The sequence below is a fragment of the Streptomyces scabichelini genome (genome assembly GCF_011045015.1).
Lineage (GTDB): Bacteria > Actinomycetota > Actinomycetes > Streptomycetales > Streptomycetaceae > Streptomyces > Streptomyces scabichelini.
Genome location: NZ_JAAKZY010000223.1, coordinates 1 through 16,364, shown reverse-complemented (window position 1 = coordinate 16,364; position 16,364 = coordinate 1). Strand labels below are relative to the sequence as shown.

General features: G+C 71.8%; 11 protein-coding genes and 1 pseudogene. 8 read left to right on the top strand and 4 right to left on the bottom strand.

The window, feature by feature from the left end; translation table 11 throughout:
* Window positions 1–278, bottom strand: a pseudogene (locus tag G5C60_RS52705) (hypothetical protein); the annotation flags it as partial.
* 516 nt (window positions 279–794) lie between these two features.
* Here G5C60_RS52705 and G5C60_RS41760 point away from each other — a divergent pair.
* On the top strand, window positions 795–1,211 hold the full coding sequence (locus G5C60_RS41760) for a coenzyme B12-dependent isobutyryl CoA mutase small subunit (protein ID WP_165267857.1): 417 nt from the start codon (window positions 795–797) through the stop codon (window positions 1,209–1,211).
* 180 nt (window positions 1,212–1,391) lie between these two features.
* Here the strand turns inward: G5C60_RS41760 and G5C60_RS41755 are convergent, their stop codons facing one another.
* Both G5C60_RS41755 and G5C60_RS41750 read right to left on the bottom strand, forming a co-directional pair.
* On the bottom strand, window positions 1,392–2,993 hold the full coding sequence (locus G5C60_RS41755; RefSeq protein WP_206440641.1) for a DUF5691 domain-containing protein: 1,602 nt from the start codon (window positions 2,991–2,993) through the stop codon (window positions 1,392–1,394).
* 58 nt (window positions 2,994–3,051) lie between these two features.
* Window positions 3,052–4,413 carry an SWIM zinc finger family protein gene (locus tag G5C60_RS41750; RefSeq protein ID WP_165267849.1) on the bottom strand — a complete coding sequence of 454 codons (1,362 nt, stop codon included), beginning with the start codon at window positions 4,411–4,413 and terminating at the stop codon, window positions 3,052–3,054.
* A 143-nt stretch (window positions 4,414–4,556) separates the two neighbouring features.
* On the opposite strand from G5C60_RS41750, the gene G5C60_RS41745 reads away from it, so the two are divergent.
* The 7 genes from G5C60_RS41745 to sucD all read left to right on the top strand — a co-directional run bounded on the left by G5C60_RS41745 (window position 4,557) and on the right by sucD (window position 15,448).
* A complete protein-coding gene (locus tag G5C60_RS41745) occupies window positions 4,557–5,741 on the top strand; it encodes an ATP-binding protein (protein WP_165267855.1) in 1,185 nt (394 codons plus the stop codon).
* Window positions 5,738–8,218, top strand: coding sequence for a DUF5682 family protein (locus G5C60_RS41740; RefSeq protein ID WP_165267847.1), 2,481 nt, complete (start codon window positions 5,738–5,740; stop codon window positions 8,216–8,218). Before G5C60_RS41745 ends, G5C60_RS41740 begins: the two co-directional genes overlap by 4 nt.
* A gap of 131 nt (window positions 8,219–8,349) precedes the next feature.
* Entirely contained in the window at window positions 8,350–9,483 is a 1,134-nt protein-coding gene (locus G5C60_RS41735; protein ID WP_165267853.1) for a vWA domain-containing protein, read from the top strand.
* A gap of 188 nt (window positions 9,484–9,671) precedes the next feature.
* Entirely contained in the window at window positions 9,672–10,790 is a 1,119-nt protein-coding gene (locus G5C60_RS52700; RefSeq protein ID WP_338146078.1) for a hypothetical protein, read from the top strand.
* Window positions 10,791–11,027: 237 nt separating this feature from the next.
* The gene (locus tag G5C60_RS41725) at window positions 11,028–12,833 is read left to right on the top strand and encodes a ribonuclease E domain-containing protein (RefSeq protein WP_165267845.1); all 1,806 of its coding nucleotides are present in this window, start codon (window positions 11,028–11,030) and stop codon (window positions 12,831–12,833) included.
* Between the two features lie 529 nt (window positions 12,834–13,362).
* Window positions 13,363–14,541, top strand: a complete 1,179-nt coding sequence (gene sucC / locus G5C60_RS41720) for an ADP-forming succinate--CoA ligase subunit beta (RefSeq protein ID WP_165267843.1) — start codon at window positions 13,363–13,365, stop codon at window positions 14,539–14,541.
* Window positions 14,542–14,563: 22 nt separating this feature from the next.
* Window positions 14,564–15,448 (top strand): succinate--CoA ligase subunit alpha, encoded by an 885-nt coding sequence (gene sucD, locus G5C60_RS41715; RefSeq protein ID WP_033329097.1) that lies wholly within the window; start codon window positions 14,564–14,566, stop codon window positions 15,446–15,448.
* A 115-nt stretch (window positions 15,449–15,563) separates the two neighbouring features.
* Here sucD and G5C60_RS41710 read toward each other — a convergent pair.
* On the bottom strand, window positions 15,564–16,364 hold an 801-nt coding region (locus G5C60_RS41710; RefSeq protein ID WP_165267841.1), incomplete at its 5' end, for a SigE family RNA polymerase sigma factor.

The following is a 16,364-nucleotide window of genomic DNA, read 5'->3' as shown; positions in this document are numbered from 1 at the left end:
GTCTCGGCGTCACGGTCCGTGTCGGTCTCGGGGGCGAGGTCGTCCGGCGCGGAGCGAGGCCTGGGGACGGGGGCCGCCGGGGCCGCCGGGGCGGCGCCCGGACGGCGCTCTTGGGTGATGCCCGAGGGGTAGAGGATCAGATGTCCCGCGAGGATCGCGATCTCAAGGGCCGTCGCCTTCATGAGAGTCAGTGAGAGTCCGGCCAGTCTGCTGGGCAACAGCCGCTGACAGAGCGGAAGAAACGGAAAAAAGGGCATTACTGCCCTGGTGACCTTCATGGTCGACCTCCTGTCGCGGCGCGCGGAGGACGACTCTGTCCCCCGTTTGCCCTCGTGGCAAGCCACCTGTGAGGAGAACGACAGTGCGCGGACGGCGTGTGTGACGCCCGTGGAACGACGAGGCTTCCCGTCGTGCGATCGTCGATGCGCTGCACCACCCGGCCGCGCGGCTGATGGCGCGGAGGTGCGGCGACCTCGTGGTGGCTCCCCTTGCGCCCGGCCCGGCTGCGGCCCATGTGCCCCAGGATGCGGAATCGGTACGCGGCGAACTTGTCCCACCGTGTGATTTCCCCCTCGGTCCCCACCACGAAACTGCCGGTTGCGGGATGCTGGCGATAACGTTCGTTCACTTCCCCGGCTGGTGTGAGTCGGCCGGTGCGAGTCGCCGCCGGCGGCGTGAGGTGTTATCAGTCGGTACAGGTCGATATGGATTTCTGCGGATCGGTTCCCTGTGGATCGGTTCTGTGCAGATCGAGGTAGTCGGTTCGAGGTAGTCGGTTCATGGAGGCAGCAGTGATGGGTGTGGCAGCCGGTCCGATTCGCGTGGTGGTGGCCAAGCCGGGGCTCGACGGCCATGATCGCGGGGCCAAGGTGATTGCGCGGGCGCTGCGTGATGCGGGCATGGAGGTCATTTACACCGGCCTCCACCAGACGCCGGAGCAGATCGTCGATACCGCGATCCAGGAGGACGCCGACGCGATCGGGCTCTCCATTCTCTCCGGCGCCCACAACACGCTGTTCGCGGCCGTCATCGAACTCCTCAAGGAGCGCGACGCCTCGGACATCAAGGTCTTCGGCGGCGGAATCATCCCCGAGGCGGACATTGCGCCCCTCAAGGAGAAGGGCGTCGCCGAAATCTTCACGCCCGGGGCTACGACGGCGTCGATCGTGGACTGGGTCCGGGCGAATGTACGGCAGCCTGCCGGAACGTAGGCCTCCGGCGGGTGGGCGGTTGGGTTCGTGGTCGGTTGGGGTTCGTCTGCGGGTGCGGGTGGTTTGTGGCTGATCGCGCAGTTCCCCGCGCCCCTAAAGGGGCGCGGGGAACTGCGCGAGCAACCCACGACGGCCCGCACCCGCCCCCGAACCCAACCCACCACCCCCTAGGCGCCCCCTTCAACCGGCGGACGCCAATTCCGTCTGCATGGCTGCGCGCAAGCGCAGCGTGCTGACGAGGCGTTGGAAGGACTCCGCCCAGTAGCCGCCGGCACCGGGCGACGCGTTCTCGGACTCTTCCGGTATGGCTGTGAGGGCGTCGAGGCGGACGGATTCCGCCGGGTCGAGGCAGCGTTCGGCCAAGCCCATGACTCCGCTGAAGCTCCAGGGATAACTTCCCGCGTCCCGCGCGATGTTGAGCGCGTCCACGACGGCTCGGCCCAAGGCTCCCGCCCAGGGAACCGTGCACACCCCGAGCAACTGAAACGCCTCGGACAAGCCGTGCACGGCGATAAAACCTGCCACCCAGTCGGCCCGCTCCTCCTCCCCCAACGTGCCGAGCAGCTTTGCCCGCTCGGAGAGTGACACCGCCCCCGGACCCCCGGCCTCCGGCGCCGAAGGTGATCCCAACAACGCCCTGGACCAAGAGGGATCGCGCTGCCGCACCGCCGCCCGGCACCACGCGGCATGCAGCTCGCCCTGCCAGCCGTCCGCCACGGGCAACGCCACGATCTCCTCCGGCGTACGCCCGCCGAGTCGCCGAGGCCAGGTGTTGAGCGGAGCCGCCTCGACCAACTGGCCCAGCCACCAGGACCGTTCACCCCGGCCGGCGGGAGCCTTGGCCACCACCCCGTCGCGTTCCATGCCCGCATCGCACGCGTGCGGCGCCTCGACCGCGATCGTGGGCGTGCCGCCCGTATGGTCGACGGCCACGCAGGACCCGGCGCGGTCCGCCATCCGCCCGGCGAGCGCCGAACCCGGCAGCGCGGACAGCAACTCCGCCGCCGTGGCCCGCACATTGCGGCTGCGGTCGGCCAACGCCTGTTCCAGGAACGGCTCGTCCGCCGCGCACAACCCCGTCCGCAGCGAGTCGAGGAACATCAGCCGGTCCTCGGCCCGCTCCGTCGCCCAGGTCGTGGCGATCAGTTCGCGTGCGGCCGCCGCGTCGTGCGCTCGTATCGCCGCGAGGAGCGCCACCCGCTCGGCGAACAAGCCCTCCTGCCACAACTGCCTTATCCGCTCCGGTTCTTCGGTGCCGGGCAGCACGGCGCCACCGCCCGGTGTCGCACGCAGCGCGAACCGCCAGTCCGGGTTCAGCCGTGCCAGCCACAGCGCACGCGGCCCCGCGAAGGTCAGAGCAGCCGGCCGCAGATCCGTACGTCCCCTTGCCGCGTCCAGGAGCGGGGGCAGCATCTCCGGGGGTGCCGCGAACCCGCGCCGGTTGGCCAGGGCCAGCCACTGCGGCAGCAACTCCATGAGGTCGGGCGCCGTCCCTCTGCGGCCGCCGCTCCCCGTGCCGGGCCGGTCGGCGAGCAACATGGCCAGCCTGCGCGCGGCCGCGCGGGGCAGCGCGGGACGCGGGTCCTCCGCCGCCGGCTCCAACCGCGTCGCCGCCCGCCCGGGTCGCAGCCCGGCCCGCCGTCGCACCGTCTGTACGGCCGCCGCGTCCAGCAGCGCTCCCGGTGCCTCCCGCCCGGGCACCGCCCCCGGCGGCGTACGCCGCTCGGTCCCGAGCAACGCCACGGTCACGAGCTCCTCCCAGGAGCTCTCCGGCCAGTTCATGAGCGTCCCTTCCATACGGACTCGATCGAGCTGGGCCTTGCAGAGTGGAGAGGGATCGTCAGCACAGCGGCACCGCCTCTCCCGGTTCCTCCGGCCATGCCGTGAGGGGGGTGAAGCCGCGGTGGCCGCATTCTCCGAATACCGTGACCGGGGCTCCGCCCGACAGGGCGACCAGGCGCCACAGGCCGGAGCGGGACTGGGCGGCCGGGGTGAGGGGGAGCGCCAGGTCGCTGTAGGCGTCCGCCAGTTGCCAGGAGTCGCCGTCGGGAGTCGGTATGACGTGGCCCAGCGTCACCGGGTGGGAGTCCAGCCATGGGTCGTCCCGGAGGGCCTCGCCGTACTGGGCCGCCGCCCGCGCCACGCTCATCCCGGGTGGCCGGAGTGAAACGGGCGCCGGAGGCGTGAACTGCTCGCCCAGGGCCACCCGCAACTGACCCGCGCCCGGGTACGCGGACACCTCCGCGTCGAGGGCCAGTCCCACGGGCAGCGCAAGTTCGGGTGCGCGGCCGGCCGCCCCGTACGACAGGAGCAGGACGGTGCGCCCCGACTCCGATCCATACAACCAGATGCGGCGCGTCGTGAGGCGGCTGTCCGCCGTGTCGTACTGGGCGAGGACCAGCCAGCGGTCGCGCACCGGTGGGCCGTCCGCCGAACCGGGCAGCCCTATCCGCGAACGGACCGTCGCGGCCAGTCCGTCCGGCAGTCGCTCGCGGCGCAGCCAGCCCTGGTCGAGGAGGTGGAGCAGAGCGCACTCCTCGAGCAGCCGGACCGGCCAGCCGGGGCCGGAGGCGGGGATCGCGCCCAACTCCCGGACACGTGCGGCCAGTCCCGGTGCCTGCGCGTCGACCATCCGGGCCGCCGTCTCCTCCCACAGCCCGTACCCCGCCTGCTCCGCCGCGGCCAGACCGCCGCGCAGCAGGTCGGTCAGCCGCTGCTCCAGCTCCGCCGCCCCCGCCGTGATCCGCTCGGCACGCCGCTCCGCCCGGCGCCGTGCCGCCTCCAGGTCACCCGCCGAAGCGCCCGATGCCCCGCTCGTCGTCCGCTTCTCCTCCGCGCGCTGTCTTCTCCCCTTTATCCACTGCTCGGCCCAGTCCGGCGCCTGCCCCCGCGGCACCGTGCCGTCCGTGCCGTCGTGGCCTGCCCAGAGCAGCAGCAGTCCCAGCGCGTGCTTGCACGGGAACTTGCGGCTCGGACAACTGCACTTGTACGCGGGCCCGGCCGCGTCCGCGATGTCGATGACCGTCTGATACGGCTTGCTGCCACTGCCCCTGCACAGTCCCCACACCGTCCCCTCGTCAGAACTGCCGGCCTCCGACCACGGCCCGGCCGCGCCGAGTTTGCTTCCCGCTTTGCGTGACGCGGAGTCAGGCGCCAGTGCCAGCACCTGATCCGCAGTCCAGCGCACCCCCTGCTGAGTCATGTCATCGAAGGTAGATCCCACCACTGACAATCGACCGTCGGCAGCACGTTTGTGCAGGTCAGCGCGCATTGTCAGTGGCGTGGTGCAGGGTGGACACCAGATCCGAACCGGCCGACCCGGCCGAGCTGGAGGGGGACCTAGCCATGCCTGTTTCCGTCGATCCGACGTCCGTCGACCCGAGCCAGAACGAGTCCGCGCCCGCGAACGGGCACGCGGACCCGTCCACGTCCGCGCCCGCACGGGAAACAGACGAGGCGCTGCGGCCGCACGCTGAGCACGCGTTCGCCGCCGAGCTCGCCGCGCTGGCCGCGCAGGACGACCGCCCGCGCCCGGCGCGCTGGCGGATGTCGCCGTGGGCCGTCGCGATGTACCTGCTCGGCGGCACGCTGCCGGACGGCACGGTGATCACGCCGAAGTACGTGGGCCCGCGCCGCATCGTCGAGGTCGCCGTCACCACCCTCGCCACCGACCGGGCCCTGCTCCTGCTCGGCGTGCCCGGCACGGCGAAGACGTGGGTGTCCGAGCACCTGGCCGCGGCGGTCAGCGGTGACTCGACGCTGCTCGTGCAGGGCACGGCCGGCACGCCGGAGGAGGCGATCCGGTACGGGTGGAACTACGCGGAGTTGCTCGCGCACGGCCCGAGCCGCGACGCGCTGGTGGCGAGCCCTGTCATGCGCGCCATGTCGGAAGGGATGACGGCGCGTGTGGAGGAGCTGACCCGCATCCCAGCCGACGTACAGGACACGCTCATCACGATCCTGTCGGAAAAGACGTTGCCGATACCGGAGTTGGGGTCCGAGGTGCAGGCCGTACGCGGCTTCAACCTCATCGCCACCGCCAACGACCGCGACCGCGGGGTCAACGACCTGTCCAGCGCCCTGCGCCGCCGCTTCAACACGGTGGTGCTGCCGCTGCCGGAGAGCGCCGACGCCGAGGTCGACATCGTCTCGCGCCGGGTCGACCAGATCGGCCGCTCCCTCGATCTGCCGGTCGCGCCCGACGGCATCGATGAGATCCGCCGCGTCGTCACCGTCTTCCGCGAGCTGCGCGACGGGATCACCGCCGACGGCCGTACGAAACTGAAGTCGCCCAGCGGCACGCTGTCGACTGCGGAGGCCATCTCCGTCGTCACCAACGGGCTCGCCCTGTCCACCCACTTCGGGGACGGCGTCCTGCGCGCGAGTGACGTCGCCGCCGGCATCCTCGGCGCCGTCGTCCGTGATCCGGCGGCCGACCGCGTCATCTGGCAGGAGTACCTGGAAGCAGTCGTCCGCGAGCGCGACGGCTGGAAGGACTTCTACCGGGCCTGCCGGGAGGTGAGCGCATGAACGGATTCCAGCCGGAGGCCGAGCGGGCCGCCGAAGATGTCGGGCGCGGTTCCGGGCCCTTGCTGCTCGGGGTGCGGCACCACGGGCCGGGTTCGGCGCGGGCTGTGCGGGCGGCGCTCAACGCGGCACGCCCTCGCGTGGTGCTCGTCGAGGGACCGCCGGAGGCCGACGCGTTGATCGCGCTGGCCGCCGACGAGGGCATGCAGCCACCCGTCGCGCTCCTCGCCCATGTGGTGGACGAGCCGGGGCGGTCGGCGTTCTGGCCACTGGCCGAGTTCTCCCCGGAGTGGGTGGCCATCCGCTGGGCCCTGGAGCATGACGTTCCGGCACGCTTCATCGACCTTCCGGCCACGCATACGTTGGCGTGGGGGAGGGAGGACGAGGCGCCGGACTCGGACCAGGCGCCTGGTTCCTCCGAGGCCGGCCCGTCGGCAGATCCGGACGCGGGTGGGCCCGAGGCACCGGAGGCAACGGAGACGCCGGGCGTCGGCGCGTCCGGGGACGCCATCCGGATCGACCCCCTCGCCGTGCTCGCCGAGACCGCCGGATACGACGACCCCGAGCGGTGGTGGGAGGACGTGATCGAGCATCGGGGAGTGCGGGACGGGGACGCCTTCGCACCGTTCGAGGTGCTGGGCGAGGCCATGGGGGCGCTGCGGGAGGCGTACGGGAGCGGAGGGCATGAGCGGGACCTCGTGCGGGAGGCGTACATGCGGATCCAAGTGCGGGCGGCACAGCGGGAATTCGGGGACGACGTCGCCGTGGTGTGCGGGGCCTGGCATGTGCCGGCGCTGCGGCGGAAGACGACCGTCTCCGCCGACCGGGCGCTGCTCAAGGGCCTGCCCAAGGCGAAGGTGGACATGACGTGGGTGCCGTGGACGCACCGGCGGCTGTCGCGGGTCAGTGGTTACGGCGCGGGGATCGACTCGCCCGGCTGGTACGGGCATCTGTTCAGCGCCCCCGACCGGCCGATCGAGCGCTGGATGACGAAGGTGGCCGGGCTGCTGCGGGACGAGGACCGGATCGTCTCGTCCGCGCATGTCATCGAGGCGGTGCGGCTCGCGGACACGCTCGCCGCGATGCGGGGCCGGCCGTTGCCGGGGCTGACCGAGACCACCGACGCCGTACGGGCCGTGATGTGCGAGGGCTCGGATGTGCCGCTCTCGCTCGTGCACGACCGGCTCGTCGTGGGTGACGTACTGGGCGAGGTGCCCGCGTCGGCGCCCGCGGTTCCGTTGCAGCGTGACCTCGCCCGGCTCCAGCGGCGGCTGCGGCTCAAACCGGAGGCGCTGGAGCGGGAGCTGGAGCTCGACCTGCGCAAGGAGAACGACGCCGAGCGCAGCAGACTGCTGCACCGGTTGCGGCTCCTGGGCGTCGAGTGGGGCGCGCCTGCGGAGTCGCGGGGGAGCACGGGTACGTTCCGGGAGACCTGGCGGCTGCGCTGGGAGCCGGAGTTGGCGGTGCGGGTCGCCGAGGCCGGGGTGTGGGGCACCACGGTGCTCGCCGCCGCGACCGCGAAGGCCGAGATGGACGCCGTCGCCGCGCGCGCCCTGGCCGACGTCACAGCCCTCGCCGAGCGCTGCCTCCTCGCCGAACTCCCGGACGCCCTCCCCGTGGTGATGCGGATCCTCGCCGACCGCGCGGCCCTGGACGCGGACGTCGGCCACCTCGCCCAGGCCCTCCCCGCCCTGGTCCGCTCCCTGCGCTACGGAGACGTACGCGGCACGGGTACGCATGCGCTGGCCGAGGTCGCCGCGGGCCTCGCCGAGCGCGTCTTCGTCGGCCTGCCCCCGGCCTGCGCCGCCCTCGACGCGGACGCCGCCGAGGAGATGCGGCGACATGTCGACGCGGTGCATGGGGCGGTGGGGTTGCTGGGGGAGGTCCTTACGGAGGCGTCGTCCGAAGCCACCGACCAGGGCCCTCGCTCCGGCATACGCGGCCGCTGGCACACCGTGTTGCGAACGCTCTCCACGCGCGACACCATCCCGGGAGTCATCCGGGGACGGGCTGTCCGGCTGCTTCTGGACGACGGGGAGTTGGAGCAGGGGGAGGCCGCGCGGCTCATGGGGCTCGTGCTGTCGCCGGGGACGCTGCCGGGCGATGCGGCGGCGTGGATCGAGGGGTTCGTCGGCGGGGGCTCCGGCGGCGGGATGCTGCTTGTGCACGACGAGCGGTTGCTCGGGCTGGTCGACACATGGCTGACCGGGGTGCCGGGCGACGCGTTCACCGATGTGCTGCCGCTCCTGCGGCGCACCTTCTCGGCGTACGAGCCCGGCGTGCGCCGCACCCTGGGCGAGCTGGTGCGACGCGGGCCGGGAACACGGGGGAGCGCCGCGGCCACCGCCTCCGCCATACCCGGCTTCGCCCCCGACCTCGACGCCGAGCGGGCGGACGCCGTCCTGCCGGTGCTGCGGCTGTTGCTGGGCCTCGACGAACCGAATGCCACCGACGACAACGACCTTGTGGGGGTGTCCTGATGAGCACGGGGCCAATGGGCGGGGCATGGGGGTCCCCCCGCTCATGGGGGTCCCCCCGCTCGAGCGAAGCCGAGAGTGGGGGAGCGGCCGACGGGGCCGGAGCCTCCGACGAGCGGCTTCGGCGGTGGCGGCTGGTGCTTGGTGGAGACGACGCGGACGGCACCGGGTGCGTGCTGGCCGGGCAGGACGCCGGGATGGACGGGGCGCTGGGGGCGTTGTACGGGTCCGCGTCCGGGGCCGGTAAGGCTCGGGCCGGGAAGGACCGGTCGGCTGGGCTGGGGGCTTCCGCGCCGTCCGTCGCCCGGTGGTTGGGGGACATACGGACGTACTTTCCGTCCTCCGTCGTTCAGGTCATGCAGCGGGACGCCATCGACCGGCTCGGGCTGTCCACCCTGTTGCTGGAGCCGGAGATGCTGGAGGCGGTGGAGGCCGACGTCCACCTGGTCGGCACGCTGCTTTCGCTGAACAAGGCGATGCCCGAGACGACCAAGGAGACGGCACGAGCCGTCGTACGCAAGGTGGTCGAGAACCTGGAGAAGCGGCTCGCGACCCGCACGCGGGCCACGCTCACCGGCGCCCTCGACCGCAGCGCCCGTATCAGCCGGCCGCGCCACCACGACATCGACTGGAACCGCACGATCTCGGCCAACCTCAAGCACTACCTGCCCGAATACCGGACCATCGTGCCCGAGCGGCTCATCGGCTACGGGCGCGCGTCCCAGTCCGTGAAGAAGGAGGTCATCCTCTGCATCGACCAGTCGGGTTCGATGGCGGCGTCCGTCGTCTACGCGTCGGTCTTCGGCGCCGTACTGGCCTCGATGCGGTCCATCAACACCCGGCTCGTCGTCTTCGACACGGCCGTCGTCGACCTCACCGACCAGCTCGACGACCCGGTCGACGTCCTCTTCGGCACCCAGCTCGGCGGCGGTACGGACATCAACAGGGCGCTCGCGTACTGCCAGTCGCAGATCACCCGCCCCGCCGACACGGTGGTCGTCCTCATCAGCGACCTCTACGAAGGAGGCATACGCAACGAGATGCTGAAGCGGGTCGCGGCAATGAAGGCGTCCGGGGTGCAGTTCGTGACGCTGCTCGCGCTGTCCGACGAAGGGGCGCCCGCGTACGACCGTGAGCACGCGGCCGCGCTCGCGGCGCTGGACGCACCGGCATTCGCCTGTACGCCCGACCTCTTCCCGGAGGTGATGGCGGCGGCGATCGAGAAGCGCCCGCTTCCGATACCGGACACCGGGAGCCCGGGCCGGTGAAAGAGGGTGTGTGAAGAGGGCGTGTATGGGCCGGATCATGGAAAACCGGACATGAGTGCCCAACGGTAACGGGGGACTTGCGCAACCTCCACACTCCCGTGCGAGGATCGTCGCAACTTCAACGGTGCGCTGTGTTCCGCCCCGTCCTGCCTCGTTCCGCCGCACGGGAAGCCCTCCCCCTTTTGACCGTGTCGACCCTGTCAGCCGCACTGCCCGGTGCCGCTCTGCGCGTGACGCGCACGGCGGGCGGTCGGCGTGCGCTGCAAGTGGGGTTGCTCATCGGCGGGTTGTTCGTGCTCGGGATGTTGTGTGGGGAGCGGGCGTACGCGACGGAGGGTGCGACTCCGGGTGTGAGGCCGACGGAGGTCGTCCGGTCGGTCACGGGTTCGGCCGGGCATGTTGTGACGCGCTCGGTCGGAGCGGTGGTGAAGGGCGCGGAGAAGCCGCGTGCGGAGGGGCCGAGTTCGGAGCGGTGGACCGGGCAGCGGTCAGCGGAGTCGAACGCGTCTCGCTCGTCGGGCACGTCCACGTCCGGCGCCGCGGCCACGCCCGATTCGGAGCCCGGCGCGGAGACCCCGTCCCACCCCCGCACTGTCGACCCCCTGGCACCGGTCCACAAGGTGACCGCACCGGTGACCGACGGAGTGCACCGCGTCGTACGCCCGGTCACCGAGGGGGTTGTCCGGCCGGTCACCGAACAGGTCGTTCATCCCGTCACCGAGCGCGTCGTTCGGCCGGCCACTGATGGAGTCGTACGGCCCATCGGCGGCCTGGTGGAACAGGTCGTGGGCGGTGGGCCTGCCGAGCCGCCCGCGTCGCCGTGGTGGCCGCCCCGGTCCGAGCTCCCCGAACTGCCCGGACTTCCCGTCCTTCCGCTCCTGCCGGGGCTGCCCGTGCTGCCCGGCGAGACGTTGCCGGTCGGTTCGGAACCGCAGCTGCCCGGTGGGGCCGCGGAGGAGAGCGCAGCGGCCGGGCATGGCGCCGGAGGGCAGTCCGGCGACGGATACACCGGCGCTTACGGGCCGCAGTTCACCGGCGGTCACGCGGCGCCCGATGCCGGTGCACGCGACAACGGCGAGGGCCCGCGGGGCGCGCAGCCGCCCGCGGACCCGGCGCCCAAGGGTGCCCCCACGGGTGCGTTGGGGCATGGCTCCGCGGCCGACAACGGTTCGCCGCGGCACGGCGACGCGCACGCCGTCGCGTTCGACAACCGGGCACAGCCGAAGCTCATGCCCGGCACCACCGCGGCAGTGACCGCGGCCGAGACCCGGGACAGGTACCGGGACATTCCCGTATTCCCCGGCTAGGGCAGCCCTTCCCCCGCTGACCTGCCGCGCGGGGGCGGAACAGGTCTGCCCGTCCGTCCGGACATCCCTCCGATCTCCGGACACATGCCAACGGGATCCGGACCGGAGCCGTTGCCGTCAGTCACCACCGGTCCCCAACTCCCCGGACCGGTACGGAACCGGCACCGCTTCCGCCACCGGAAGCCCCCCACTCCCGAAGTCCCGAAGTCTCGGTATCCCGAAGGATCTGACGCACGCATGCACAAGAACATTCGCCGTTCCATCGTCATAGCCGCCGGTGTCACCGGCGCCTGGGCGCTCGGCTCCGCCGTCGCCGGCGCGGACGAGCTGCCCAAGTCGACAGCCTCCGTACCCGATGTGTCCCTGTCCGTGGACGACGCGGTCGGCACGGTCGGCAGCACCGTCGACGGAGTGGTCGGTGACGTCCAGGGCGACGTCTCCGACGCCTCCACCGTCACGGACACGGTCGCCGACATCGCCGGAGGCACGACCGCCGAGGCGCAGAACACCGCCACCGGTACGACGGCCGAGGCACAGGACGCCGTCACCGGTACGTCCGTCAAGGCGAAGGCGACCGTCGACACGAAGACGAAGGCGGCCGACCAGGCCCGCCAGTACGTCGAGGGCGAGCTGCTCTCGCGACAGGCCACGCACCGGACCACGCACCAGGCAACGCAGAAGGTCGCGCGGACCGCCTCGTCCACGGCCGTCTCGGCTGCCCAGGAGGCCAAGTCCGAGGCGGCGAACGCCGTGTCCGACGCCGGCAGTCCCCAGGAAGAGGTCGACTACCTCTTCGGCCCGCTGTCGGCGTTCGCGCCGGAGCTGGAGCAGGCTCTCGCCGCCGCGCAGACGAAGATCGCGGCCACCCAGCGCGCCGCGGCGGGCGTACCGTCCACCACCCAGGCCAAGGTCCAGCAGACGGTCGCCACCGCCGGCAGGTCGGTCGCCACCGCCGACAAGACGGTCGCTTCCGTGGGCAGGACGACCGCCCCGGTCGGCACCACGATCGCCACGGCCCGGCAGACCGTGAACGGCGCCCCCACCCAGGCCCAGGCCACCGTCACCGCCATCCCCGCCACCATCCAGGGCATCCACCAGACCGCCACCCCGGTCGTCGACGAGACCGCCGCCTCCGTCCTCCCGCCCGTCGCCGCCACCGCCGTCCACGGCGTTGCGCCGGTCGCCGGTCAGGCGGCCGGCGGTGTCGCCCCGATCGCCGATCAGGCCGTCCACGGCATCGTGCCCGTCGCCGGCCAGGCCGTCGGCGGCACGACCGCGCTGGCGTACGGAGTCGTGGCCGACGCGCAGGCGTACGCCGACGGAGTCGTCGCCGACACCAGCCCGTACGCGCAGGGTGTCGCGGGCGGCGTCGCCCCGTACGCACACGGCGTAGTCGGCGATGTCGCCCCGCACGCGAACGGCGTCGTCGGCGATGTCGCCCCGTACGCCCACGGCGTCGTCGGTCAGGTCGCCGACGGGACCGTCGCCTCCGTGCTGCCGCCCGTCGCCGGTACGGCCGTGGACGGAGTGGTGCCGGTCGCCGGGCAGGCTGTGGGGGACGCGAGTGCGCTGGCGTACGGCGTCGCGGGTGACGTGCAGCCCTTCGCGGGCGGCGTCGCGGGCGAGGTGCCGTCGGTCGCGTACGGCGTGGTGGGCCAGGCCGACCCGTTCGCGCAGGGCGTCGCCGGACAGGTGCCGCCGTTCGCCGAGGGCGTCGTCGGGGCCGTGCAGCCGGTCGTGGACGCCGTCGTCGGCTACGCGCAGCCCGTAGTGCAGGGCGTCGGCGGCAGTGCCACGACGCTGGCGTACGGCGTCGCGGGGGATGTGCAGCCCTTCGCGTACGGCGTGACCGGTGAGGTCGCCCCGTTCGCGGGCGGTGTCGCCGGGCAGGCCGCGCCCCTCGCCCAGGACCTGACCGGGACGGTCGAGACCGCCGGCGGTCCGCTGGTCGGAAACGCGGCCACCGGCGTCCAGGGCGTCGCCGAGTCCGTCACTCCCGGCTACCTGCAGGGCTACGTGCAGGACTCCCCGTACCGCGTCTGACCGATTGATCTGACCGATCGGTCTGGACTGATCTCACCGACTGGTCTGAGCGATCGATCCGACCGATTGCCGTACGCCCTGCCGGCCTCGCCGGTCGGCAGGCCGTACGGCATTCCACCGACCCCGCAGGGATCAGGGCCCGGACGGCCGAAATCCGTCGGCCGGTCAGGCCGAAACCCTGCGGATAGGGCGGGGTGGTCCCCATTGGGGTGGGGACTGCCCGCCCTGCAACCCCTGAGTGGCTGTTCGCGCGTTCCTCAGGGGCTGTTCAAGGGGCCTCACCGGGCCAACCCCAGCCTGGTGAGGCCCTGATCAGACCCACATCGGACCGGCATCTGTGACCGTAATCACCGCTCAGGTGTGATCTGCGATTTACGACCCCGCCGTCAGCGGCGATAACCTGCGAGACGGACATGCCGCGTGCTGGCCACCGTGCCCACGCCCTCCTAGTGACCGCGCAGTCACGTTGCCCTCGCGGCACGCCCACGACGACAACGAACCGCGAGATACCTGATAGGGACGGACGCGCGTGGACCTGTTCGAGTACCAGGCGAGGGACCTCTTCGCCAAGCACGGTGTACCGGTGCTGGCCGGTGAAGTCATCGACACGCCTGAGGGGGCGCGCGCGGCGACCGAGCGTCTTGGCGGCAAGTCCGTCGTCAAGGCCCAGGTCAAGGTCGGCGGCCGCGGCAAGGCCGGCGGCGTGAAGCTGGCCGCCACCCCGGACGAGGCCGTCGCCCGCGCGACGGACATCCTCGGCATGGACATCAAGGGCCACACGGTCCACAAGGTGATGATCGCCGAGACGGCTCCCGAGATCCTCGAGGAGTACTACGTCTCGTACCTCCTCGACCGCACCAACCGCACCTTCCTCGCCATGGCGTCCGTACAGGGCGGCGTGGAGATCGAGGTCGTCGCGGAGGAGAACCCCGACGCCCTCGCGAAGGTGCCGGTCGACGCCAATGAGGGCGTCTCGATCGAGAAGGCCCGCGAGATCGTCGCCCAGGCGAAGTTCCCGGCCGAGGTCGCCGACCAGGTCGCCGACATCCTGGTGACGCTGTGGGAGACCTTCATCAAGGAGGACGCCCTCCTCGTCGAGGTCAACCCGCTCGCCAAGGTCGCCTCCGGCCAGGTCATCGCCCTCGACGGCAAGGTCTCGCTCGACGAGAACGCCGACTTCCGCCAGCCGGAGCACGAGGCGCTGGAGGACAAGCAGGCGGCCGACCCGCTCGAGGCCGCCGCCAAGGCCAAGAACCTCAACTACGTCAAGCTCGACGGCGAGGTCGGCATCATCGGCAACGGCGCGGGTCTCGTCATGAGCACCCTCGACGTCGTCGCGTACGCCGGTGAGGCCCACGGCGGCGTCAAGCCCGCCAACTTCCTCGACATCGGCGGCGGCGCCTCCGCCCAGGTCATGGCCAACGGCCTGGAGATCATCCTGGGCGACCCGGCCGTCAAGTCGGTCTTCGTCAACGTCTTCGGTGGCATCACCGCCTGCGACGAGGTCGCCAACGGCATCGTCCAGGCGCTGGCCCTGCTCGCCGAGAAGGGCGAGGAGGTCACCAAGCCGCTGGTCGTGCGCCTCGACGGCAACAACGCGGAGCTGGGCCGTCAGATCCTGTCGGACGCCAACCACCCGCTGGTCCAGCGCGTGGACACCATGGACGGCGCGGCCGACAAGGCCGCCGAACTCGCGGCCGCGAAGTAAGGGATAGAGGACTCAGACCACCATGGCTATCTTCCTCGACAAGGACAGCAAGGTCATCGTCCAGGGCATGACCGGTGCCACGGGCATGAAGCACACCAAGCTCATGCTGGCCGACGGCACGAACATCGTCGGCGGCGTGAACCCGCGCAAGGCCGGCACCTCCGTCGACATCGACGGCAACGAGATCCCGGTCTTCGGCACGGTCGCCGAGGCGATCGAGAAGACGGGCGCCAACGTCTCCGTACTCTTCGTACCGCCGGCCTTCGCCAAGGCCGCCGTGGTCGAGGCCATCGACGCCGAGATCCCCCTCGCTGTCGTGATCACCGAGGGCATCGCGGTCCACGACTCGGCGGCGTTCTACGCGTACGCGGTCGAGAAGGGCAACAAGACGCGGATCATCGGTCCGAACTGCCCGGGTCTGATCACCCCCGGTCAGTCGAACGCCGGCATCATCCCGGGCGACATCACGAAGCCGGGCCGTATCGGCCTGGTCTCGAAGTCCGGCACGCTGACGTACCAGATGATGTACGAACTCCGTGACATCGGCTTCTCGTCGGCCGTCGGCATCGGCGGTGACCCGGTCATCGGTACGACGCACATCGACGCGCTCGCCGCGTTCGAGGCCGACCCCGACACCGACCTGATCGTGATGATCGGTGAGATCGGCGGCGACGCCGAGGAGCGGGCGGCGGACTTCATCAAGGCCAACGTGTCGAAGCCGGTCGTCGGCTACGTCGCCGGCTTCACCGCGCCCGAGGGCAAGACCATGGGCCACGCCGGCGCCATCGTCTCCGGTTCCTCCGGTACGGCCGCCGCCAAGAAGGAGGCCCTCGAGGCCGCCGGCGTCAAGGTCGGCAAGACGCCGACGGAGACGGCGAAGCTGGCGCGCGCGATCCTCGCGGGCTGAACGGTTTCCTGAGCTGAGCGGTTTCCTGCGTTGAACGTCGGGTGGGCTCGTACCCCTTGTTGGGGGCGGGCCCACCTTGCGTTTCCCGCCGTGGAACCCAGCGGCTTCCTGGAATCTAGCGGCTTTCCAGGAGCAGTCTCTCGGGGCCGTTTGCCGCTTCCGACTTGAGCTTTGCCCGTAGTTCCTGCTCGGTGTCCGAGAGCGGGCCGGGGGCCGCTCGGGGCGGGACGCCGTGGATCTTCTCGCCCTGGGGTACCGCAGGCTCGTAGTGGTCCGGGGCCGTGGTGAGGGTGACGGCCGTGGTGCCGATGAGCAGTGTGGTGACGGCGATGGCCGCGTGGGTCCAGCGTCGGGCGCGGCGTTCGCTGCCCGAGCGCACCCTTAGGGGTTTCGCCGCCGTGCGCAGCCGCTCCTTGTTCGCGAGTTCCGTCAGCCGCCGTCGCAGCTCCCGTGGATCCGCCAGTTCCGGGAGGCGTTCGGCGATGGCCTCGCGCGCGTGCAGCAGGCGGTTCGCCGTCGCCGCCGTGCTCGCCTCCGTCTCGGCCGCTGTCTCCGGCAGGCCGATGCCGAGGCCGTCGTGGAGGAGCAGCGTGCGCCGGTACACGGGCGGCAGGCTCAGCAGTACGGACAGCAGGCGGCGGTCGTCCAGGGCGGCGGGCGGCGCCTCCGAGAACCGGTGACGGAGGCGCAGCCGGTGCCAGGGCGACATCGCGTACTCGTACACCGCCGCCCGTACCCATCCCGCCGGGTCCCGGTCGACCGCCACCTCCGGCCAGCGCTGCCACGCCAGTTGGAACGCCCGCTCCACGGACTCGCGCGCCAACCACCGCCGCCCGGTGAGGAGATACGCCTGCCGTACGAGGCTGGGGGCGCAGAACGCGTAGAGCGCGTCGAAGGCTTGGGCGGGGGTGAGGGC